Origin of the sequence: Cellulosimicrobium sp. NPDC055967 (assembly GCF_042269845.1) — a bacterium.
Classification (GTDB): Bacteria; Actinomycetota; Actinomycetes; order Actinomycetales; family Cellulomonadaceae; genus Cellulosimicrobium.
In genome coordinates, this window is the sequence record NZ_JBHJYJ010000004.1 from 344,143 (window position 1) to 365,565 (window position 21,423).

A 21,423-nucleotide genomic window follows, 5' to 3' on the forward strand; every position below is an offset into this window, starting at 1 on the left:
GGATTCGGGACGTCGTCGGCCCTATGGACATGACAGAACCCACCGGGCGGTCGCCCGGCGGATTCGCCTATGAATGACGGATGCTCAGCGACCGGGGTCTGGTCGCGCGGCATCTGCCTGCTCGGACTCCTCCGAGTCGTCGGAGTCCTCGGTCGTCGAGGTGTCCGTGTCGTCGGTCGACTCCTCGACCGGCTCCTCGGACCCCGTGGTGGACGCCTCGTCCGGAGCGTCGAGGGACACCGTCTCCTCGCGCCCGGGGTGGCGACGCCCGACAACGATAAACGCAATCAACGCACCGACGCCGACCAGGATCGAGGTCCAGACGTTCAGCCGGAGGCCGAGGACGAGCTCGGCCTCGTCGATGCGCAGCATCTCGATCCACACCCGACCGAGCGTGTAGACGAAGACGTAGAGCCAGAATACCCGACCATGACCCAGCCGGAACCGACGGTCCAGGTAGATCAGGAGCAGGGCAGCACCGATGTTCCAGACCATCTCGTAGAGGAACGTCGGGTGGAACAAGGTGCCCGGCGGATAGCCGGCTGCGGCGGCCACGGAGTCGTCGACGCGCAGCCCCCAGGGCAGCGTCGTGGGAGCGCCGAAGAGCTCCTGGTTGAACCAGTTGCCGAGGCGGCCGACCGCCTGCGCGAGCAGCAGCCCGGGCGCGAGGGCGTCGGCGAACGCGGGGAAGCTCACGCGCTGGCGACGGCACCCGATGTACGCGCCGACCGCGCCGAGCGCGACCGCGCCCCAGATGCCGAGGCCGCCCTCCCACACGTAGAGCGCGCGGACGGGGTCGCCGTTCGGGCCCCAGTACGGGTCCGGCGTCGAGAACACGTGGTACAGACGTCCGCCGACGATCCCGAACGGGACCGCCCAGAAGGCGATCTCCAGGACGTCGTCCGCCTCTCCCCCACGCTGCACCCAGCGGCGCCGGGTGAGCCACAGGGCCACTGCGATGCCCGCGAGGATCGCGAGCGCGTACGCCCGGATCGGGAACGGCCCGACGTACCACGTGTGCTGCGGAGGGCTCGGGATCGCGGCGGGCAGGGCGCCCGCGGCCTCCACGAGCTGCCCGACGGCGAGCGCGGCGCTCATGCGACCACCGCTCCGGACGTCGTCGAGCCGGCCGGGGCGTCGTCGCCGGCCCCGCCGCGACCCGAGCGGACGCCCGCGGCGAGGTCCGCCGCGACGACCTTCAGGGCGGCGATCCGCTCGTCCCACGGCGCGTCGCCCAGGAGGGGGCGGACGAACGCGGAGCCGACGATGACGCCGTCGGCGTAGCGGCCGACCTCCGCCGCCTGCTCGCCCGTGGACACGCCGAGCCCGACGCACACGAGGTCGGCGCCGGCGGCGCGCGTGTCCGCGACGAGCCGCGCGGCCTGCGGCCCGACGGCCGCCCGCACGCCCGTGACGCCCATCGTCGAGGCGGCGTAGACGAACCCGCGCGACGCGCGCGCGGTGAGCCGCAGCCGCTCGGCCGTCGAGCTCGGCGCGACCAGGAAGACGCGGTCCAGCCCGTGCGCCTCCGACGCGTCCAGCCAGGCGCGGCCCTCGTCGGGGATGAGGTCGGGCGTGATGAGCCCGGCTCCCCCGGCGGCGGCGAGGTCGCGCGCGAACGCGTCGACGCCGTACCGCAGGACCGGGTTCCAGTACGTCATGACGAGCACCGGGACCCGGCCGCCGGTGCGTTCCGTGACGGCGGCGACGACGCGGAACACGTCGGCGACGCGCACGCCGGCGTCGAGCGCGGTCTGCGCGGCGGCCTGGATCACCGGACCGTCCATCACGGGGTCGGTGTACGGGATGCCGAGCTCCAGCACGTCCACGCCCGACTCGACGAGCGCGAGCGCCGCCTCGATCGAGCGGTCCACGGTCGGGAAGCCGACGGGCAGGTAGGCGACGAGCGCCGCCCGGCCCTCCGCGCGGAGCTCGAGCAGGCGGCGCGCGGTGCCCGTCGCGCCTGCGGTCGTCGCCCCGACGGCGTCCTTGGTCTGTGCCGCGCTCACAGCTGTCCCTCCGTGCCCGTCGCCGTCTCGGCGATCGCGTCGTCGTCCACGAGGTCGAACCACCGGGCGGCGGTCGCGACGTCCTTGTCCCCGCGCCCCGAGAGGTTCACCAGGATCACGTGGTCCGTGCGGCCCGCGGCGGCGGCCGCGCGGCCGACCCGCAGCGCGCCGGCGAGCGCGTGCGCCGACTCGATCGCGGGGATGATGCCCTCCGTGCGGCACAGCAGCCGGAACGCCTCCATGGCCTCGGAGTCGGTCACGGGCTCGTAGGTCGCCCGCCCGAGGTCGTGGAGCCACGAGTGCGCCGGGCCGACGCTCGGGTAGTCCAGCCCCGCGGAGACGGAGTGGCTGGGCAGGGTCTGGCCGTCGTCGTCCTGCAGCAGGTAGGAGCGAGCGCCGTGCAGGACGCCCGGGGCGCCCCCGCTGAAGCGGGCCGCGTGCCGGCCGGTCTCCACGCCCTCGCCGCCGGCCTCGAAGCCGTAGAGCTCGACGCCCTCGTCGTCGAGGAACGCGTTGAACAGGCCGAGCGCGTTGGACCCGCCGCCGACGCACGCCGCGAGGGCGTCCGGCAGCCGCCCGATGCGGTCGAGGATCTGCGTGCGCGCCTCCTCGCCGATCACGCGGTGGAACTCCCGCACCATCTCGGGGAACGGGTGCGGGCCGGTCACCGTGCCCAGGAGGTAGTGGGTCGTGTCGACGTTCGCGACCCAGTCGCGCAGCGCCTCGTTGATCGCGTCCTTGAGCGTGCGCTGCCCGATCGTCACGGGCACGACCTCCGCGCCGAGCAGGCGCATGCGGGCCACGTTGAGCGCCTGGCGCCGCGTGTCCTCCTCGCCCATGTACACGACGCACTCGAGGTCGAGCAGGGCCGCGGCGGTCGCGGTGGCGACGCCGTGCTGGCCCGCCCCGGTCTCGGCGATCACGCGCGTCTTGCCCATGCGCTTGACCAGCAGCGCCTGGCCGAGCACGTTGTTGATCTTGTGCGAGCCGGTGTGGTTGAGGTCCTCGCGCTTGAGGAAGACGCGCGAGCCGCCCGCGTGCTGCGCGAAGCGCGGCACCTCCGTGAGCGGGCTCGGACGCCCGGTGTACTCGCGCTGGAGCCGCGCGAGCTCGTTCACGAACGCCGGGTCGTCGAGCGCCTTGCGGTACTCGGTCTCCAGCTCGTCCAGCGCGGCGATGAGCGCCTCGGGGACGAAGCGTCCGCCGAACTCGCCGAAGTAGGGACCCTCCTGGGTCGCGAGGGAGCGCGTCAGGTCGGCGCGCACGGAGTGCTCGGCGCTCCGGGAGGTGGTCGAAGGTGTCGAGTCGGGCACGGGGCCGGTCCTCCTGCGTGGTGGGGTGTGCTGGGCCGGGGCGCGGCGCCTGCGGCGTGACGGACGGTGCCGTCGTGCCTCAGGGCCGCACGGACCACAGCGACGGGTGCGACCCGGCCGCGACGAGGTCCGCGACGGACGAGCGCGGGGCGTCGTCGGTCACGAGCGCCTCGCCGACGAGCACCGCGTGCGCACCGGAACGGGCGTAGTCCATGACGTCGTGCGGCCCGCGCACGCCGGACTCGGCGACGCGGACGACCTCGTCCGGGATGGCGGGGGCAAGGCGCGCGAACGTCGTGCGGTCCACGTCGAGGGTCTTGAGGTCGCGCGAGTTCACGCCCACGACGCGCGCACCGGCGTCGAGCGCCTGCGAGACCTCGTCCAGCGTGTGCACCTCGACGAGCGCGGTCATGCCGAGCGAGTGGACGCGCTCGACGAGCGATGTGAGGACCGTCTGCTCGAGCGCGGCGACGATGAGGAGGACGATGTCGGCGCCGTGCGCCCGCGCCTCCCACACCTGGTACGGCGTCACGACGAAGTCCTTGCGGAGCACCGGGACGTCGACCCGGGCGCGCACCGCGTCGAGGTCGGCGAGGCTCCCGTTGAAGCGGCGCTGCTCGGTGAGCACGGAGATCGCGGCCGCGCCGCCCTTCTCGTACTCCCCCGCGAGCTCGGCCGGGTCGGAGATCGCCGCGAGCGCACCCTTGCTGGGGCTCGAGCGCTTCACCTCGGCGATGACCGCGACGGCGTCGTCCGCCTTGAGGCGGCTCACGACCTCGAGCGCCCCGGGGACACGGGCGGCACGTTCCTTCAGCTCGTCGAGCGAGGTCGCCGCCTGACGTACCGCGAGGTCCTCGCGCACGCCCGCGACGATGTCGTCCAGAACCGTCATCGTCCCACCACTCCCCGTGTCGTCTCGCCCCCCGGCCGGGCCGGTCGGCCATCGTGCACCCACAGGTTCGGGCCGACCCGTTGACAGGGAGGTACCTGCCATCGTAGAGCCGCCCCCGAGTGACGATGACCACGGCTCAGCCCCCGAGACGACCGTCGCGGCGCTGCCCGACCGTCTCAACCCGCTACCGGGCCGAGCCACGGGACGAGCGCGGGCACGTTCCGCAGGACGCCGAAGAGCACGAGGACGCCGAGGGAGGCCCACGCCAGCCAGACGGGGAGACGCAGCGCCGGGCGCCCCCGCCAGGCCCGGACGAGCCACGTGACCCACAGCGCGGCGAGCAGCGGCGCGACGACGACCCACAGGGGGTTCATGGACCAGGCCGCGGCGAGGTCGAGGTGCACGAGGTCGTGGGTGGCGCGCAGGCCGCCGCACCCGGGGCACGCGAGGCCGGTCAGCGCGAGCAGGGGGCACGTGACGTAGTGCCCCGGACGGTTGGGGTCGACGGCGCCCACGTAGGCCGCCGCGGCCACCACGAGCGCGCCGACGGCGAGGGGTGCCTGCGCCGCGCGCGGGACCCGTCGACGTCGGACGGCCTCGGACGTCACGTGCGCACCCGTCAGTACTGGTCCGGGATCGTGCCGACCCAGGCGAGGATGCCCGGGACGAAGATCAGCAGGAAGAGCACGCCGAGCACCGACAGGCCGATCGCGACCCAGCCGAGGATGATCCCCGCCGTCGCCATGCCGTCGTTGTCCGCCTGGCCCTCCGCCACCGCCCGCTTCGCGGCGTTGCCGACGATCACCGCCGGGATGCCCGTGAAGAATCCGCAGCTCAGGACGAACGAGGCGATCCCCAGCACCAGCGACCAGATCGCCAGGTTGTTCTTGGGGTAGTACGGCGGCGCCCCGTAGGCGCCCGCCGGGTACTGCTGTCCGGGGTACTGCTGCTGCCCCGGGTACTGCGGTTGCGCCGGGTACGGCGGCTGTGCCCCGTACGGGGCTCCCGCGGGGTCGCCCGTCGGGTGCTGCGGGCCGCCGGGCGCCGACGAGCCGTACGGCGCCTGCGACCCGTCCTGCGGGCCTGCGGGGTCGTACGGGCCGGGACCCGGCGGCTGCGTCATCGCGACTGCTTCTGGCCGTAGCCCATGTTGCGGAGCACGAGGCCGCCGACGAGCGCCACCGCCACGACGCCCATGCCGACCCAGAAGAGCCAGACGCCGGACACCTGGGCCATGCCCGGGAGGAGGACACCGATCGCGGCCACGAGCGCGCCGACCATGATGCCGATCATGGTGAACCACGCGGCGACGGTGTGGCCGTGGTTCGTGGGCGGCGCCGCCGTCGGCAGGTAGGCGATCTCGGTGGTCTTCTGGTTCTCGGCCATGAGGGTCGTGCCTTTCGTCAAGATGTGGTCAGAGCCTATCGGACCGGGCCGGTGCCCGTCCCCCGCGCGGTCGCGGGCCGCGAGGGCAAGGACGGGCGTCCGCGCTGCTCAGCGGTCCGTGGGGTCCTCGCCGCGGGACAGCGCGTCCCACGCGTCGTGGTCGGAGAGGTCGTCGGGCGCGGAGGGCTCCGCGGTCCTCGCCGCGGCGTCCGGACGGTCCTCGGGACCCGTCGCGGACGGCGCCGGAGCGCTCGGGGGCACCGGGGGCGCCGCGCGCTCGTGCCGGGTCGAGGCGCCCGCCCACGACCGCGAGCCGAGCGCGACCCACACCACCGCGAGCACCGTGAGGACGCCGAGGGCCGCGGCGAGCCAAGGCGCGACGGTCAGCTCGACGGGCGCGGTGAGCTCCGTGACGCCCGTCGCGTCCGCGACGGCCGACCGGGCGCTCGGCCCCGGGTCGAGCGCGACGCCGAGCGCGGAGACGGTCGCGACGACACCGCTCGCCGCGGCGACCGCGAGCACGACCCACCGGCCGACGCGGCCGACGAGCCCGAGCGCGAGCGCGGCGGCGACGAGCACGAGCGCCGACGCGCTCACCCCCGGCGCCGCCGACGTCCCGGCGACGGCGACCTCGACCTCCGGGTCGAGCGCCGTCGCGCCGGTCGTGCTCAGCCACGTCGGTACCGCCGTCGCGAGGGTCGCGCCGCCGAGCAGGAGCAGGACCCAGATCGCGGTACGCCGGCTCGGCCCGGCCGGCCGGCTCATGCCAGCCCCCGCAGCCGCGCGGCGACCTGGACGGCCCGGACCGCGGCCGCTGCCTTGTTGCGCGACTCCGCGTACTCCAGCGCCGGCACCGAGTCCGCGACGATGCCGCCGCCGGCCTGGACGCTCGCCCGGCCGTCGCGGATGAGCGCGGTCCGGATCGCGATGGCCATGTCCATGTTCCCGTCGAAGTCGAAGTACCCCGCGGTCCCACCGTAGATCCCGCGCGACGCCGGCTCGAGCTCGTCGATGAGGGCGATCGCCCGCGGCTTGGGCGCGCCGGAGAGCGTCCCGGCCGGGAACGTCGCCCGGAAGGCGTCCAGCGCGGTCGCGCCGTCGCGCAGCGTCCCGACGACCGTCGAGCACAGGTGCATGATGTGGCTGAACCGCTTGGTCGCCATGAACTCCACGACCTCGACGGACGTCGGCTCGCACACCTTCACGAGGTCGTTGCGCGACAGGTCCACGAGCATGATGTGCTCGGCGAGCTCCTTCGGGTCCTGCAGGAGCTCCTCGCCCAGTGCCACGTCCTCCTCGGGCGTGGCGCCGCGGGGACGGGAACCGGCGATCGGGAACGTCGTGACGCGCCCGTCGTCGACCTTCACGAGGGTCTCCGGGCTGGACCCGACGACCGCGAAGTCCCGCCCGTCCGCGTCCGTGAGCTGGAAGTAGTACATGTACGGGCTCGGGTTGATCGTCCGCAGCGCGCGGTACACGTCGAGCGGGTCCGCAGGGCAGTCGAGGTCCAGGCGTTGGGACAGCACCACCTGGAACACCTCGCCCTCGCGGATCGCGTCCTTGCCCGCGACGACGGCCGCCTCGAACTCGTCGCGCGTCGAGCGGAACTCGAGCTCGGGCTCGGCGACGTCCGGAGCGAGGACGGACGCGACGTGCGCGCCCCCGGCGACGAGCCGGTCCTGCATCGCGTCCAGCCGTGCGACGGCGTCCGCGTACGCCTCGTCGACGCGCTCGTCCGTGTCGTCGAAGTTGATCGCGTTGGCGACGAGCCACACGCTGCCCTCCGCGTGGTCGACGACCGCGAGGTCCGTCGCGAGGCACAGCGTCAGCTCGGGCACGCCCAGCTCGTCCGGTGCGTCCGCGGGCAGGGTCGGCTCCCAGTGCCGGATCACGTCCCAGCCGATCGCGCCCGCGAGGCCGCCCGTGAGCGGCGGGAGGCCTTCGACGGCCGGCGTGCGCAGCACGTCGAGCGTCGCCTCCAGCACGTCCACGACGTCCCCCTCGAGCGGGACGCCCGCCGGCACGTCGCCGGACCAGACCGCGCGGCCGCCGCGCGCCGTGAGCGTCGCGCGGGACGCGACGCCGACGAACGAGTACCGCGCCCAGCGGCCGTCCGACTCGGCGGACTCCAGGACGAACGTGCCCGGCCGCCCCTGCGCGAGCGTGCGGTACAGGCCGACGGGCGTCACGTCGTCGGCGAGCAGGCGCCGGACGACCGGGACCACGCGTCGCGACGTGGCCAGCGCGCGGAAGCCGTCGAGCACGGGCCACGTCTCGCCCCACGCGGGACCGCCCGCGGGGACGGTGGTGGTCTCGGCCGGGTCGACGGTCGCGCTCACTGGTTCTCCTCCTCAGGATCGGGGTCGGGCGTGGTCGAGGGGTCGACGGCGCCGGGCGGCAGGTCGCCGACGACGGCGCCCAGGTCTCCCCCGGCCTCGAAGCACGTGCGCGTGCCGGTGTGGCACGCGGCCCCGACCTGGTGGACGCGCACGAGCAGCGCGTCGCCGTCGCAGTCGAGGGCGACCGAGCGCACGACCTGCACGTGGCCCGACGTGTCGCCCTTGCGCCAGTACTCCTGCCGGGACCGGCTCCAGAACGTCACGCGCCCGGTCGTCAGCGTCCGGCGCAGCGCCTCGTCGTCCATCCAGCCGAGCATGAGCACGTCGCCCGAGTCGTGCTGCTGGACGATCGCGGCGACCAGCCCGGCGTCGTCGCGCTTGAGCCGCGCGGCGATCTCGGGGTCGAGCGAGAGGTCGGTCGTGGGCTGCGGGCCGGTCGTGGAGTCGGGCACCCGAGAATCCTGCCAGACGCCGCGCCCTCCCCGGTCCGCCGTCTCGCCTCGCCCACGGTCGGGCCGGGGCGTGGTCTCGTCCCCCGACCCGCGGCCGCCCCGGAGCGCCCCGTCCCGGCGACGGGCGGCTCAGCGGGTCTGCGAGACCCAGGCGTCGTGCATGCGGGCGTAGACGCCGCCTGCGCGGGCGAGGTCGTCGTGGTGGCCGACCTCGACGACGTGGCCCGCGTCCACCACGACGACGAGGTCCGCGGCCTCGGCGGTTGAGAGTCGGTGCGCGATGGTCAGCGTCGAGCGGCCCGCGGTGAGCGAAGCGAGGGCGCGGGCGATGCGGACCTCGGTCCCGGGGTCGACGGCGGACGTCGCCTCGTCGAGGACGAGCAGGTCGGCCTCGGCGAGGTAGGCCCGCACCAGCGCGACGAGCTGCCGCTCCCCGGCCGAGAGCGACTCGCCGCGCTGGCCGACCGGGGAGTCGAGCCCGTCGGGCAGGTCCGCGACCCAGTCGGTGAGCCCGAGCCGTTCTACGGCGGCCTCGATCCGGGCACGGCGCGCGGCGTCGGGCTCCTGCTCGGCGTCGCCCCGCAGCCCGTAGGCGACGTTGTCGGCGAGCGTGCCGTCGAAGAGGAAGCCCTCCTGCGGCACGAGCACGACGCGCTCGCGCAGGGACTCGACGGCGAGGTCGCGCAGGTCGGTGCCGTCGAGCAGCACGCGGCCCGCGGTCGGGTCCATGAGCCGGGTGACGAGCTTGGCGATCGTCGTCTTGCCGGACCCGGTGGCCCCGACGACGGCGACCGAGGCCCGGGCCGGGAGGTCGAGGTCGACGCCGTGCAGCACCTCGGGCCCGTCGGGGTAGGCGAACCGGACGCCCTCGAGCCGCACGTGCGCAGGTCCGCGGGGGCTGCGCTCGCCGTCGGCGCCCTTGTCGACGACCTCGACGGGCGTCTCCAGCACCGCGAGCACGCGGCGCCAGCCGGCGACGGCGTTCTGGAGCTCGTTGAGGATCTCGGTCGCCATCTGCACGGGGCCCGTGAAGAGCTGGACGAGGAAGAGGAAGGCGAGGAGCTGGCCGACCGAGATGTCGCCGGCCACCCCGAGGTACGAGCCGACCACCACGACGACGGCGAGCACGAGGTTCGCGACGAGCACCCCGCTCGAGAAGACGACGGCGACGAGCTTCTGCGCCCGGACCATCGCCCGCCGCGTCGCGTCGACGGCGGCGTCGATGCGGCGCGCGGTGCGCGCGCCCGCACCGTAGGCGCGGATCGTCTCCGCGCCCACGATCGACTCGGAGATGGCGCCGAGCATCCCGCCGACGCGCGCCCGGACCTGCGTGTAGGCGTCGTTGACCCGGGCCTGCGCGGGGCGCAGGACGAGGAACAGCGGGACGAAGCACGCCCAGACCACGAGCGTGAGCTGCCACGAGTAGACGGCCATGAGGACTGTCGCGACGCCGATCTGCAGCACCGAGACGAGCAGCATGATGCCGCCCCACTGCACGAAGAGCGAGATGGTGTCGACGTCGCTCGTGACGCGCGAGACGAGCGACCCGCGACGCTCGGTGTTCTGGGTGAGGACCGAGAGGTCGTGCACGTGCCGGAACGCCCCGACCCGCAGGCCGGCGAGCCCCGCCTCCGTCGACCGGAACAGCCGGACGTTGACGAAGGCCGAGCAGAGGCCCGCGAGGACGATGACGACCGCGGCGACGCCGACCAGCACGGCCACGCGCGTCGTGTCCGGACCGCCGTCGGCGAGCACGCCGGTGTCCACGGTCTGCTGGACCGTCACCGGCACGACGACGCGACCCAGCGCGGCGGCGACCGCGAGGCCGAGAGTGATCCAGATCCCGTCGAGGATCTGCGGCGAGACCTGGACGCCGCGGCGCAGGGTGGCGAGGACGCCGAGCGAGCTCGCCGCGGCGATGCGGGCCTCGGCCGCCCGGCCCGGCGTGCCTCCGGGCGCGGGGGCCGCGCTCCCGGTCGCGGAACGCTCCGTGGTGGTGGTCCGGCTCATTCCTCCAGCGCCCCCGTCTCGACGTGCCGCACGACGTCGTCCTCCTCGCTCTCCTCCCGACGCGCGAGGTCGTCGCCCCGGCTCGCGTCGTCCTTCTCGGCCGCCTCCAGCGCGGTCGCGTCGGTGGCGTCCGCGCGCTCCTGCTCGCGCCGCTCCGCCTCGCGGGCGTAGGCCGTCGCGAGCTCGCGGTAGCCCCGGTCGCGCGCGAGGAGCTCTTCGTGCGTCCCGACGTCGACCACGCGGCCGGACTCGACGTGCACGACGACGTCTGCGAGCGCGACGCTCGACATGCGGTAGGCCACCATGACGACGGTCGGGCGGTCGGCCCCCTCGCGGGCGAGGCCCGCGAGGATCTGCTGCTCGACGCGCGGGTCGACCGCGGACGTCGCGTCGTCCAGGACGAGCAGGCGCGGACGGCGCACGAGGGCGCGCGCGATGGCGAGCCGCTGGCGCTGGCCGCCGGACACGTTCGCCCCGCGCTCCCCCAGCGGCGCGTCGAGGCCCTCCGGCAGGCGCGCGACGACGTCGTCCACGCGCGCCAGGCGCAGCGCCTCCCAGACCTGGTCGTCGTCCGGGCCCGCGTCGCCGTCGTCGACGAGCGTGACGTTCGCCCGCACGGAGTCTTCGAAGACGAAAGCCTGCTGCGCCACGAGGGCGACCTGGGACGTCAGGTCGGCCTCGCGCACGTCGCGCACGTCCGTCTCGTCGAGCAGCACCCGACCGCGCGTCGGGTCCGAGAGCCGGGCGAGCAGCGACACGAGCGTCGTCTTGCCCGCACCCGTCGGGCCGACGACCGCGACCGTGGTCCCGGGGTCGACCTCGAGGTCGACCCCGTCGAGCAGGGTGATCGCCCGACCGCCCGCGCGGACGTCCACGCCGACGCCCTCGAGGCGGACGCCCAGCCCCGAGCCCCCGCCGGGGAGCCCGCCGGTCCCGGGGCGCAGCACGCCGCCCGCGTCGACGACGCGGCTGATGCGCTCGTACCCGACGAGGGCGCGCGGGAGCTCGCCCAGCACCCACCCGAACGCCCGGACGGGGACGGCCATGATCGTGAGGAGGTAGGCGGCGGTGACGATGTCACCCGCCGCGACGCCGCCCGAGGTGAGCCGGACGGTCCCGACGGCCAGGACGAGGAGCGTACCGAGCGACGGCAGCAGCTCGATGACCGGGTCGAAGAACGCCCGGACGACCCCGACGCGTACGTTCGCGGCGCGCAGCTCGTCGGTGCGCTCGGCGAAGCGCCGCTCCTCGCGGTCCGCGGTCCCGAGCGACGTGACGAGCAGCGCCGCCTCGAAGCTCTCGTGCGCGACGTCCGAGACCTCGGCCCGGAGCTGCTGCGCGCGCGTGATCGCGGGCGACATGTAGCGCTGGAAGACGATGTTCACGGCGATCGCGAGCGGGATGACGATCAGTGCCGCGCACGCGAGCCACACGTCCACGCGGAACAGCATCACGGCGGCGACGCCGATCATGACGACGACACCGAGCGCGAACGGGAGCGGGTTGAACACGCCCGTCGCCGCCTCGACGTCGGAGTTCGCGTTGGACAGGAGCTGCCCGGCGGGGTGCGAGCGGTGCCACGACATGGGCAGGCGCAGGTACTGGCGCGTCACCGCGGTGCGGTGCCACGCCTGGAGCGCGGCGTACCCGTTGCCCGCGAAGATGCGACGCGCGGCCACGCTCACCGCGAGGGAGACCGCGATGCCGGCGAGGACCAGGCCCGCGACCCAGATGCGGCCGCGCGCGGCCGCGTCGCCCGCGATCGCGGGGACGACGACCTCGTCGGTCGCGGTGCCGATCGCGCTGCTCACGGCGACGGTGAGCGCGCCGAAGAGCGCGGACGACCCGATCGCCAGGGCGTAGGTGCGCGGCTCGTCGCGGATGCCGCGGCCCATGAGGGCCAGCGACCGGCGCACCCGCGACCCGGTCAGGGCGTGGGGGCGCCGGACGGTCGGCTCGTCGGGGAGCAGGTCCCGGGGCGGGTCGGGCCGGTCCGTCGAGGCCGGCAGGTCGGTCGGGGCGGGCGGGGCGTCGGCGCCGGTGGGGCGCGTCCTGCTGCCGGGCACGGGACGGTCCTCGTCTTTCGTTCAGGGGTTGCACGATCTTCTCATGCGCCCCTGACGCGCCCCGACGGAATTCTGCCGACCGCGACGACGGAGCCGGCCCTCCGCCCCACGAGACGGCCTCAGCGCACCTCGACGCCCTGCGCGCGCATCGCGTCCTTGACCTGGGCGACCGTGAGGGCGCCGAAGTGGAAGACGCTCGCCGCGAGCACCGCGTCGGCCCCGGCGCGCGCCGCGGCCACGAAGTGCTCGGGCGTCCCCGCACCGCCGCTCGCGACGAGCGGGACCCGGACCTCGGAGCGCACCGCCCCGAGCATCTCGAGGTCGAAGCCCGCGGTCGTGCCGTCCGCGTCCATGGAGTTGAGCAGGATCTCGCCCGCCCCGAGCCCCGCGGCGCGGGCGGCCCACTCCACGGCGTCGATGCCCGTCCCCCGGCGCCCGCCGTGGGTCGTGACCTCGTACCCGGAGTCGGTGCGCACGTCGCCCGTCGTGCGGCGCGCGTCGACGGACAGGACCAGCACCTGGCTGCCGAAGCGGTCCGCGATCTCCGCGATGAGCTCCGGCCGGGCGATCGCCGCGGTGTTCACGCCGACCTTGTCCGCGCCCGCGCGCAGGAGACGGTCCACGTCCTCCGCCGAGCGCACGCCGCCGCCGACCGTGAGGGGCACGAAGACCTGCTCCGCAGTGCGCCGCACGACGTCGTACGTCGTCTCGCGGTTCCCCGACGACGCCGAGACGTCGAGGAACGTCAGCTCGTCGGCACCCTCGGCGTCGTACCGCGAGGCGAGCTCCACGGGGTCGCCCGCGTCGCGCAGGTTCTCGAAGTTCACGCCCTTGACGACGCGCCCCGCGTCGACGTCGAGGCACGGGATCACACGGATCGCGACGGTCATGAGGACTCTCCTTGGTCGGCCGGCGCGTCGCCGGTCGTGTCGGTACCGGCGCCGTCGGTGCCGCCCTCGGCGGCCTCCTCGGCGGTCACCGGGAACTGGGCGTCGAGGATGTCCACGACGTAGACGAGCGTCTCGCCCGCGAGCGGGTTGGCCGTCTCGCCGTAGGCGAGGTCCGGCGGAACGACGAGCAGCACCTGGCTCCCGACCGACTGCTCCAGGAGGCCCTGCTCCCACCCCTCGATGACCTCGCCGATCCCGATCATGATCGACAGGGGCGCGGTGCCGTCGGCCCAGGTCGTGTCGAAGACCTCGCCGTCGGACCAGCGCACGCCCGTGTACCGGACCGTGACGACCTGGCCGACCTCGACCTGGCGGCCGTCGCCGCGGATCAGCGGCTGCACGACGAGCCCGCCCGGCGCGGCCGTCTCGGGCGGGACGGCGACGTTCGGCGCGCCGTCCTCGGCGAGCGTGACGGTCGGCAGGCCCTCGACCGGCGCGACCGCCTCGCCCGACGCCCGGGTCGGGAGCACGTCCACGACCAGCGCGACGGGGACGCCGTCGTCCTCCTCGAGCCGCAGGAGGCGCGCGCCCACCCGCTGGCCGCGCAGGAGGTCGCGCAGGTCCCGCCCGATCGACTCGTCCGTCAGCGTGCGCCAGCGCGGGGCGTCGGTGTAGGTGTTCTGCAGCACCGTCCCGTCGCTCACGTCCTGCGCGTAGAGGTTGAGCAGGAGCGGGCCGCCGTCGACGAGCTCGGCCCCGGCGCCCGGCCACACCACCTCCGACGTCGCCTCCGGCACGTCGAGCGGGGCGCGGTACTGCAGCTCCGGGGGCGCACCCGAGGAACCGGCGACCGTGAGGTCGGTGTTCAGCGGCGTCGGCGTCGCGTCCTCGGGCTCCGTGCAGGCGGCGAGGACGACCGAGGCGACGAACGCCACGAGCAGCGCGAGCGCCGCCCGGGCGCCGGGCGCACGACGACGAGCGGACCGGGAGCCCGGCACGGGGCGCCCGGTCGGAGGAACCAGGTTCGTCACATCACGTCCCGCATCACATCGACTCGATGAGGCGCTCCACGCGCTCGTCGACGTTCCGGAACGGGTCCTTGCACAGGACCGTGCGCTGCGCCTGGTCGTTGAGCTTGAGGTGCACCCAGTCGACCGTGTAGTCCCGGCGTGCCTCCTGGGCGGCGCGCACGAAGTCGCCGCGCAGCTTGGCGCGCGTCGTCTGCGGCGGGACCGCCGTCGACTCGAACACCTCGAGGTCCGTCGTGACGCGCTCGACCATCCCGCGCGCGGCCAGGAGGTTGTACAGCCCCTCGGTGCGCGAGATGTCGTGGTACGCGAGGTCCAGGCGCGCGATCCGCGGGTCGTCGAGCTCGAGCCCGTGCTTGGCCTGGTACCGCTGGATCAGCCGGTACTTGATGACCCAGTCGAGCTCGCGGTCGACCAGCGAGAGGTCGCCGGTCTCGAGCGCGCGCAGGCCACGCTCCCACAGGTCGAGGACCTGCTTGACGACGGGCGTGGGCGCGACGTCCTGCTCGACGAACTCCTTGACCCGCTGCAGGTACTCGCCCTGCAGGTCGATCGCCGTGACGGTCCGTCCGCTCGCGAGCTGGACCGGCTGCTTGCCCGTCATGTCGTGGCTGATCTCGCGGATCGACCGGATCGGGTTCTCGAGCGCGAGGTCGCGCATGGGCACGCCCGCCTCGACCATGCGCAGGATGAGGTCGGTCGTGCCGACCTTGAGCATCGTCGTCGTCTCCGCCATGGACGAGTCGCCGACGATGACGTGCAGCCGCCGGTAGCTCTCGGCGTCGGCGTGCGGTTCGTCGCGCGTGTTGATGATCGGGCGCGACCGGGTCGTCGCGCTGGAGACCGCCTCCCAGATGTGGTCGGCGCGCTGCGACAGGCAGTAGACCGCGCCGCGCGGCGTCGTGAGGACCTTGCCCGCGCCCGTGAGCACCTGACGGGTGATGAGGAACGGGACGAGCACGTCGGACAGGCGCGAGAAGTCGCCCTGGCGCCGCACGAGGTAGTTCTCGTGGCAGCCGTAGGAGTTGCCCGCCGAGTCGGTGTTGTTCTTGAACAGGTGGATGCGGCCGGGCAGCCCCTCGTGCTCGAGGCGCTGCTGCGCGTCCGCGACCAGACCCTCCAGGATCCGCTCCCCGCCGCGGTCGTACGCGACGAGCTGGTGCACGTCGTCGCACTCCGCCGTCGCGTACTCGGGGTGCGAGCCGACGTCGAGGTACAGGCGCGACCCGTTGCGCAGGAACACGTTGGACGACCTGCCCCACGCGACCACCTTGCGGAACAGGTAGCGCGCCACCTCGTCCGCCGACAGCCCGCGGCCGTCGTCGGACGCGCACGTCACGCCGTACTCCGTCTCCAGCCCGAAGATCCTGCGGTCCATGCGGTCCTACCCCTCGTCCGTCGCGGGACCGGTGCCGGTCGCGTCGTCCGCGAGCAGGTCCTCGAGGGCCTGCCCGGACAGCCGCCGGAAGGCGCGCCGCGGGCGCGTGCGGTCCAGGACGGCCACCTCGAGCTGCGTGGCCGGGATGGTCCGCGCCTCCTCGCCGTCACCGCCCGACCCGAGCGCGCGCACCGCGAGGCGCAGGACCTCGGCCAGCGCCAGGCCCGGCTGCCACGCGTCCTGGAGCACGCGGCCGAGCTGGTCGGCCTGCCCGCCCATGACGACGACGCCCTGCTCGTCCGCGACCGACCCGTCGTAGGAGATCCGGTAGAGCTGGTCCTGCGCCGCGGTGCGCCCGACCTCCGCGACGACGAGCTCGACCTCGAGGGGCTTGGACTCCGTGGTGAACACCGTACCCAGGGTCTGGGCGTAGGCGTTCGCGAGCCCGCGGGCGTTGACGTCGGTGCGGTCGTACGAGTAGCCGCGCAGGTCCGCGTAGCGCACCCCCGCGACCCGCAGGTTCTCGAACTCGTTGTACTTGCCCACCGCCGCGAACGCGATGCGGTCGTAGATCTCCGAGATCTTGTGCAGCGCGCGCGACGGGTTCTCCGTGGCGAACGCGATCCCGTCCTCGTAGGCGAGGACCACGACGGACCGGCCGCGCGCGATGCCCTTGCGCGCGAAGTCCGCCCGGTCCTTCATGAGCTGCTCGGGCGAGACGTAGAAGGGCATGTTCACTCGGCGTCACCTCCCGACGCGGGGCCCTGCGACAGGTCGTGCGGCTGGTCGTGCGGGACCGCCTCGGCGTTCGTCACCGCGGGGCTGCGGCGCGGCACGCCCGTGCCGGACCGCTCGGCGACGATCTGCTCGACGACGGCCGCGAGCTCGTCGTCCGGGACGCGCTCGTAGCCGTCCCGGGTCACGACCGCGACGACGGGCCAGATCCGGCGCACCGGGTCGGGTCCACCGGTGGCGGAGTCGTCGTCCGCCGCGTCGTACAGGGCCTCGACCGCGACGCGCACGGACGCGTCCCGGTCGAGCTCGGTGCGCCAGAGCTTCTTGAGCGAGCTCCGCGCGAACACGGACCCGGAGCCCACCGAGTGGTAGGCGCGCTCCTCGTACCGGCCGCCGGTCACGTCGTAGGAGAAGATGCGGCCCGTGGCCCGGTCGAGGTCGAACCCGGCGAACAGCGGGACCACGGCGAGGCCCTGCATGGCGAGGCCGAGGTTCTGCCGGATCATCGTGGACAGGCGGTTCGCCTTGCCGTCCAGCGAGAGCAGGGCGCCCTCGATCTTCTCGTAGTGCTCGAGCTCGAGCTGGAACAGGCGCACGAGCTCGACCGCGATGCCCGCGGTCCCCGCGATCCCGACCGCCGAGAACTCGTCCGCCGGGAAGACCTTCTCGATCTCGCGGTTCGCGATCATCGAGCCCATCGTCGCGCGACGGTCGCCCGCCATGACGACGCCGCCCGCGACGCCCTCGGCGCCGAACGTGAGCGCCACGATCGTCGTCGCGTGGGGCGCGTCGGGTGCCGCGCCCGCGGACGCGTGCCCGGCGGCGCGGTGCGACGGCAGCAGGTCGGGGGCGTGCCCGGACAGGAAGTCCAGGAAGGACGACGACCCGGGGGTCGTGAACGCGTCGGGCAGGCGCCCTGGCTGGTCCGTGCTCATCGGGTTGCCGTCACCCTTCCTACTCGCCGCCCTTCTGGACGAAGCCCCGGACGAAGGACTCCGCGTTCGTCTCCAGCACCTCGTCGATCTCCTCGAGGAGCGCGTCGACCTCCGCGTCGCGCGACTGCGCCTGCGGCGCGACCGGGACCTCGGGGCCCTCGGGCTCGTCGTCGGGACGCCGGTCCTCGTGCGACGCGTGGGTGCGTTCGGTACCCGCCATGGCTGCCTCCTCGTCCGTCGGCCCGGTGCCGCGCCGACGCTCTGTCCGTTCCAACCCGGTCGGGGCTCGCGCCCTTCCCGGCCCTGCTCGCACGCGGCGCCCGTTCCGCGAGGGGCGGGGCGCCGTCGTACGTCCAGCCTAGTCGCCGCGGCTCACGACGGGCCCGCCAGACCCGCCAGGAGCGCCGCCGCGTCCGGGCTCGCGTCGAGCAGCGCGCCGATGTGCGCGCGCGTCCCCCGCAGCGGGTCCATCATCGGGACCCGCTGGAGCGACGGCGCGCCCTGGACGTCGAAGATCACGGAGTCCCAGCTCGCGGCGGAGACCTGGTCGCCGTAGCGCGCCATCACCTCGCCGCGGAAGAACGCGCGCGTGTCCTCCGGGGCGTGGTGCACGGCGGCGCCGACCTCGCGCTCGGTGACGACCCGGTCGACCGCGCCCGCCGCGAGGAGCCGGTGGTAGATGCCGCGCTCCGGGCGCACGTCCGACCACTGCAGGTCCATCGCCGCGAGCCGCGGGTGGCCCCACTCGAGACCGTCGCGCTCGCGCAGCCGGTCGAGGAGGCGCAGCTTGGCGACCCACTCGACGTCGCGCGCGCACGCGGCACGGTCCGTCCCGAGACGGTCGAGCACGGAGGCCCATCGGGCGAGCACGTCGCGCGTGGGCGCGTCGACGCCGTCAGCCCCGGCGAGCCGCTCCGACGCCTGCGCCGCCACCTCGAGGTACTCGCGCTGGACCTCCAGCGCGGTCAGCTCGCGCCCGTCGGCGAGGGTGAGCCGCCGCGTGAGGTCCAGGTCGCGGCTGACCCGCTGCACGTCGGCCACCGGGTCCGCCAGCCGCAGGCCCGAAAGCCGCGACCGCACCTGCGGCCCCAGCTCCTCGAGGTGCTCGACGACGAACAGCACGAGCGACGTCGTGCCCGTCTTGAGATAGGTCGCGGTCTCGAGCATGCTCGCGTCGCCGATGATGAGGTGCAGGCGGCGCCAGCGCTGCCGGTCGGCGTGCGGCTCGTCGCGCGTGTTGACGATCGGGCGGCGCAGCGTCGTCTCCAGCCCGACCTCCGCCTCGACGTAGTCCGCGCGCTGGGAGATCTGGAACCCGTGCTCCTCGCCCGCGGGGCCGAGGCCGACGCGCCCCGAGCCGGCGAACACCTGCCGGGTCACCAGGAACGGCGTGAGCATCTCCACGAGCACCCCGAACGGGACGTCGCGGTCCACGAGGAAGTTCTCGTGCGTGCCGTAGCTCGCGCCCTTGCCGTCGACGTTGTTCTTGTACAGCACGACGGACCCGCCGGGGACCTGGTCCAGCTCGCGCGACGCCGCGAGCATGACGCGCTCCCCCGCCACGTCCCAGCACACGACGTCGTGCGGCACCGTGACCTCGGGCGAGGAGTACTCCGGGTGCGCGTGGTCGACGTAGAGCCGGGCACCGTTCGTGAGGATGACGTTCGCAGCGCTCGGGTCGTCGTACTCCTCCGTCGTGGGCCGCGCGACCTCCTGCAGCGAGCCCGCGGGCACCTCTTCCCCGGCGGGCTCCGCCACCGGCCCGGAGGGGGCGGGCCGGGTCGGGTCGTCGGTGAGCAACGACGGGTGCGCCGACGCGCGCGGCACGTGGAACCCCCGCGCGTCCTGCAGCGGGTCCTCGTCGTCGTAGTCCCAGCGGGCCCGGCCGCGCGCGCCGTCGCTCCGCGCGGCGAGCGCCCGGTAGGTGGTGACGACCTGGCTCGACAGGAGCATCGGGTTCGCCATCGGCTTCCCCGGCTGCAGGACGCCGTACTCGGTCTCGATCCCCATGACCCGTCGAACGCTCACGCGCTCACCCTATGTCGGTCCTCCGACGGCGCGCGGTCCCTGTCCACCGACGACGGCCCCCTCCCACGCAGCGGCGAGACCCCGCCGGTGCGACGGCCCGCGCGAGCAGGTCGCCGACCCGACGGGGTCTCGGGGCGTCGGTCGGATGGTCCTACAGGTACTGGCCGGTGTTGGTGACCGTGTCGATGGTGCGCGGGGAGCCGCCCTCGCCCTTCTTCTGGACGATCGTGCGGATGAAGACGATGCGCTCGCCCTTCTTGCCGCTGATGCGTGCCCAGTCGTCGGGGTTGGTCGTGTTGGGCAGGTCCTCGTTCTCCTTGAACTCGTCCACGCAGGCGGAGAGCAGGTGGTCGACGCGGATGCCGCGCTGGCCGGTGGCGAGGAAGTCCTTGATCGCGGACTTCTTGGCCCGGTCGACGACGTTCTGGATCATCGCGCCGGAGTTGAAGTCCTTGAAGTACAGGACCTCCTTGTCGCCGCTCGCGTAGGTGACCTCGAGGAACTGGTTCTCGTCCTCCTCGGAGTACATGCGCTCGACCACGGACCGGATCATCGCGTCGAGGGCCTCGCGCTGGTTGCCGCCGTGCTCGGCGAGGTCGGCGGCGTGGATCGGCAGGTCCTCGGTGAGGTACTTGGCGAAGATCTCCTTCGCGCCCTCCGCGTCCGGCCGCTCGATCTTGATCTTCACGTCGAGGCGACCGGGTCGCAGGATCGCGGGGTCGATCATGTCCTCGCGGTTCGACGCGCCGATGACGATGACGTTGTCGAGCCGCTCGACGCCGTCGATCTCGGCGAGCAGCTGGGGAACGATCGTCGTCTCGACGTCGGACGACAGGCCGGTGCCGCGCGTGCGGAACAGCGACTCCATCTCGTCGAAGAACACGACGACCGGGGTGCCCTGGGACGCCTTCTCCCGGGCGCGGGCGAAGATCAGGCGGATGTGCCGCTCGGTCTCGCCCACGTACTTGTTGAGCAGCTCGGGACCCTTGACGTTGAGGAAGTAGCTGCGCGCCGCGCCCGAGCCGGCCTCGACCTGCTCCCCGCGCGCCCGCGCGACTGTGTGCGCGAGCGAGTTCGCGACCGCCTTGGCGATGAGCGTCTTGCCGCACCCGGGCGGGCCGTACAGGAGGACGCCCTTGGGCGGGTGCAGCCCGTGCTCGCGGAACAGGTCGGGGTGCGTGAACGGGAGCTCCACGGCGTCGCGGATCTGCTCGATCTGCGGGCCGAGGCCACCGATGTCCTCGTACTCGATGTCGGGGACCTCCTCGAGGACGAGCTCCTCGACCTCGGACTTGGGGATCACCTCGAACACGAAGCCGCTGCGCGTGTCGATCGTCAGCGAGTCCCCGACGCGCAACGACGCGTGCGCGACCGAGCCGGCGAGGCGCACGACACGCTCCTCGTCGGCGCGACCCACGACGAGCACGCGGTCGGCGTCGAGGATCTCCTTGGCGGTGACGATCTCGCCCGTGCGCTCGTACCCGCCCGCCGCGACGACGGTCATCGCCTCGTTGAGCTTGACCTCCTGGCCGGGGCGCAGCCGCTCCACGTCGAGGCTCGGGCTGGCGCCGACGTGCATCTTGCGCCCGGCGGCGGACACGTCGACCGACCCGTCCGGGTGCGCGGCGAGGAACACCGCGTACGTGCCGGGGGGCTTGGCGAGGTCGTCGATCTGCCGCTTGAGGTCGAGGATCTGGTCGCGCGCGGCACGGAGCGCCTCGGCGAGCCTCTCGTTCTTCGCGGACAGCAGCGCGAGCTCGCGCGCGCTGCTCTGCGGGGCCTCGTCGCTACGGCCGAATGTCTCGCTCATGGGGTGTCCCCTCTCGCCGGCGGCTCGCCCGACCGCGTGGTGGACGGCGGACGACGGACCCGCGGGAGGACCCGTGCCGACCACCGTCCGGCGGTCGGGTGTCGACCTTAGGCACAATTCTGGCCCGTGCACACCGACGACACCCAGGGTGA

Annotated in this window: 20 protein-coding genes; all 20 read right to left on the bottom strand. The window is 74.0% G+C overall.

Annotation, left to right across the window (positions count from 1 at the left end; translation table 11 throughout):
* Positions 1-84 precede the first annotated feature (84 nt).
* Positions 85-1,098, bottom strand: coding sequence for a prolipoprotein diacylglyceryl transferase (gene lgt / locus ACFC2L_RS08255; RefSeq protein ID WP_336723233.1), 1,014 nt, complete (start codon positions 1,096-1,098; stop codon positions 85-87).
* Positions 1,095-2,009, bottom strand: coding sequence for a tryptophan synthase subunit alpha (trpA, locus tag ACFC2L_RS08260; protein WP_375823779.1), 915 nt, complete (start codon positions 2,007-2,009; stop codon positions 1,095-1,097). Before trpA ends, lgt begins: the two co-directional genes overlap by 4 nt.
* Entirely contained in the window at positions 2,006-3,274 is a 1,269-nt protein-coding gene (trpB, locus tag ACFC2L_RS08265; protein ID WP_353709193.1) for a tryptophan synthase subunit beta, read from the bottom strand. Before trpB ends, trpA begins: the two co-directional genes overlap by 4 nt.
* Positions 3,275-3,401: 127 nt before the next feature.
* Complete coding sequence (gene trpC / locus ACFC2L_RS08270; RefSeq protein ID WP_375823780.1) at positions 3,402-4,214, bottom strand: indole-3-glycerol phosphate synthase TrpC; 813 nt, start codon at positions 4,212-4,214, stop codon at positions 3,402-3,404.
* 176 nt (positions 4,215-4,390) lie between these two features.
* The gene (locus ACFC2L_RS08275; RefSeq protein WP_375823781.1) at positions 4,391-4,822 is read right to left on the bottom strand and encodes a DUF2752 domain-containing protein; all 432 of its coding nucleotides are present in this window, start codon (positions 4,820-4,822) and stop codon (positions 4,391-4,393) included.
* Between the two features lie 11 nt (positions 4,823-4,833).
* Positions 4,834-5,337 (bottom strand): DUF4190 domain-containing protein, encoded by a 504-nt coding sequence (locus ACFC2L_RS08280; protein WP_375823782.1) that lies wholly within the window; start codon positions 5,335-5,337, stop codon positions 4,834-4,836.
* Positions 5,334-5,600: an HGxxPAAW family protein gene (locus tag ACFC2L_RS08285; protein ID WP_375823784.1), complete on the bottom strand. Its 267-nt coding sequence runs from the start codon at positions 5,598-5,600 to the stop codon at positions 5,334-5,336. Before ACFC2L_RS08285 ends, ACFC2L_RS08280 begins: the two co-directional genes overlap by 4 nt.
* A gap of 108 nt (positions 5,601-5,708) precedes the next feature.
* Positions 5,709-6,365, bottom strand: coding sequence for a Trp biosynthesis-associated membrane protein (locus tag ACFC2L_RS08290; RefSeq protein ID WP_375823785.1), 657 nt, complete (start codon positions 6,363-6,365; stop codon positions 5,709-5,711).
* Positions 6,362-7,939: an anthranilate synthase component I gene (locus ACFC2L_RS08295; RefSeq protein WP_375823786.1), complete on the bottom strand. Its 1,578-nt coding sequence runs from the start codon at positions 7,937-7,939 to the stop codon at positions 6,362-6,364. The genes ACFC2L_RS08290 and ACFC2L_RS08295 overlap by 4 nt, the downstream gene beginning before the upstream one ends.
* Positions 7,936-8,391 carry a phosphoribosyl-AMP cyclohydrolase gene (hisI, locus tag ACFC2L_RS08300; RefSeq protein WP_375823788.1) on the bottom strand — a complete coding sequence of 152 codons (456 nt, stop codon included), beginning with the start codon at positions 8,389-8,391 and terminating at the stop codon, positions 7,936-7,938. The genes ACFC2L_RS08295 and hisI overlap by 4 nt, the downstream gene beginning before the upstream one ends.
* Positions 8,392-8,520: 129 nt before the next feature.
* On the bottom strand, positions 8,521-10,401 hold the full coding sequence (locus tag ACFC2L_RS08305; protein ID WP_375823789.1) for an ABC transporter ATP-binding protein: 1,881 nt from the start codon (positions 10,399-10,401) through the stop codon (positions 8,521-8,523).
* The gene (locus tag ACFC2L_RS08310; protein WP_375823818.1) at positions 10,398-12,296 is read right to left on the bottom strand and encodes an ABC transporter ATP-binding protein; all 1,899 of its coding nucleotides are present in this window, start codon (positions 12,294-12,296) and stop codon (positions 10,398-10,400) included. The genes ACFC2L_RS08305 and ACFC2L_RS08310 overlap by 4 nt, the downstream gene beginning before the upstream one ends.
* A gap of 290 nt (positions 12,297-12,586) precedes the next feature.
* Entirely contained in the window at positions 12,587-13,357 is a 771-nt protein-coding gene (gene hisF / locus ACFC2L_RS08315) for an imidazole glycerol phosphate synthase subunit HisF (protein ID WP_375823791.1), read from the bottom strand.
* Positions 13,354-14,355 (bottom strand): FKBP-type peptidyl-prolyl cis-trans isomerase, encoded by a 1,002-nt coding sequence (locus tag ACFC2L_RS08320; protein ID WP_375823793.1) that lies wholly within the window; start codon positions 14,353-14,355, stop codon positions 13,354-13,356. Before ACFC2L_RS08320 ends, hisF begins: the two co-directional genes overlap by 4 nt.
* 46 nt (positions 14,356-14,401) lie before the next feature.
* Positions 14,402-15,763: a Pup--protein ligase gene (gene pafA / locus ACFC2L_RS08325; protein WP_375823794.1), complete on the bottom strand. Its 1,362-nt coding sequence runs from the start codon at positions 15,761-15,763 to the stop codon at positions 14,402-14,404.
* Between the two features lie 6 nt (positions 15,764-15,769).
* Positions 15,770-16,501, bottom strand: coding sequence for a proteasome subunit alpha (prcA, locus tag ACFC2L_RS08330; RefSeq protein ID WP_375823795.1), 732 nt, complete (start codon positions 16,499-16,501; stop codon positions 15,770-15,772).
* Entirely contained in the window at positions 16,498-17,433 is a 936-nt protein-coding gene (gene prcB, locus ACFC2L_RS08335) for a proteasome subunit beta (protein ID WP_375823796.1), read from the bottom strand. The genes prcA and prcB overlap by 4 nt, the downstream gene beginning before the upstream one ends.
* 19 nt (positions 17,434-17,452) lie before the next feature.
* A complete protein-coding gene (locus ACFC2L_RS08340) occupies positions 17,453-17,653 on the bottom strand; it encodes a ubiquitin-like protein Pup (protein ID WP_047232853.1) in 201 nt (66 codons plus the stop codon).
* Positions 17,654-17,805: 152 nt separating this feature from the next.
* A complete protein-coding gene (dop, locus tag ACFC2L_RS08345) occupies positions 17,806-19,443 on the bottom strand; it encodes a depupylase/deamidase Dop (RefSeq protein ID WP_375823819.1) in 1,638 nt (545 codons plus the stop codon).
* Between the two features lie 169 nt (positions 19,444-19,612).
* Positions 19,613-21,271, bottom strand: coding sequence for a proteasome ATPase (arc, locus tag ACFC2L_RS08350; protein ID WP_375823797.1), 1,659 nt, complete (start codon positions 21,269-21,271; stop codon positions 19,613-19,615).
* Positions 21,272-21,423 lie beyond the last annotated feature (152 nt).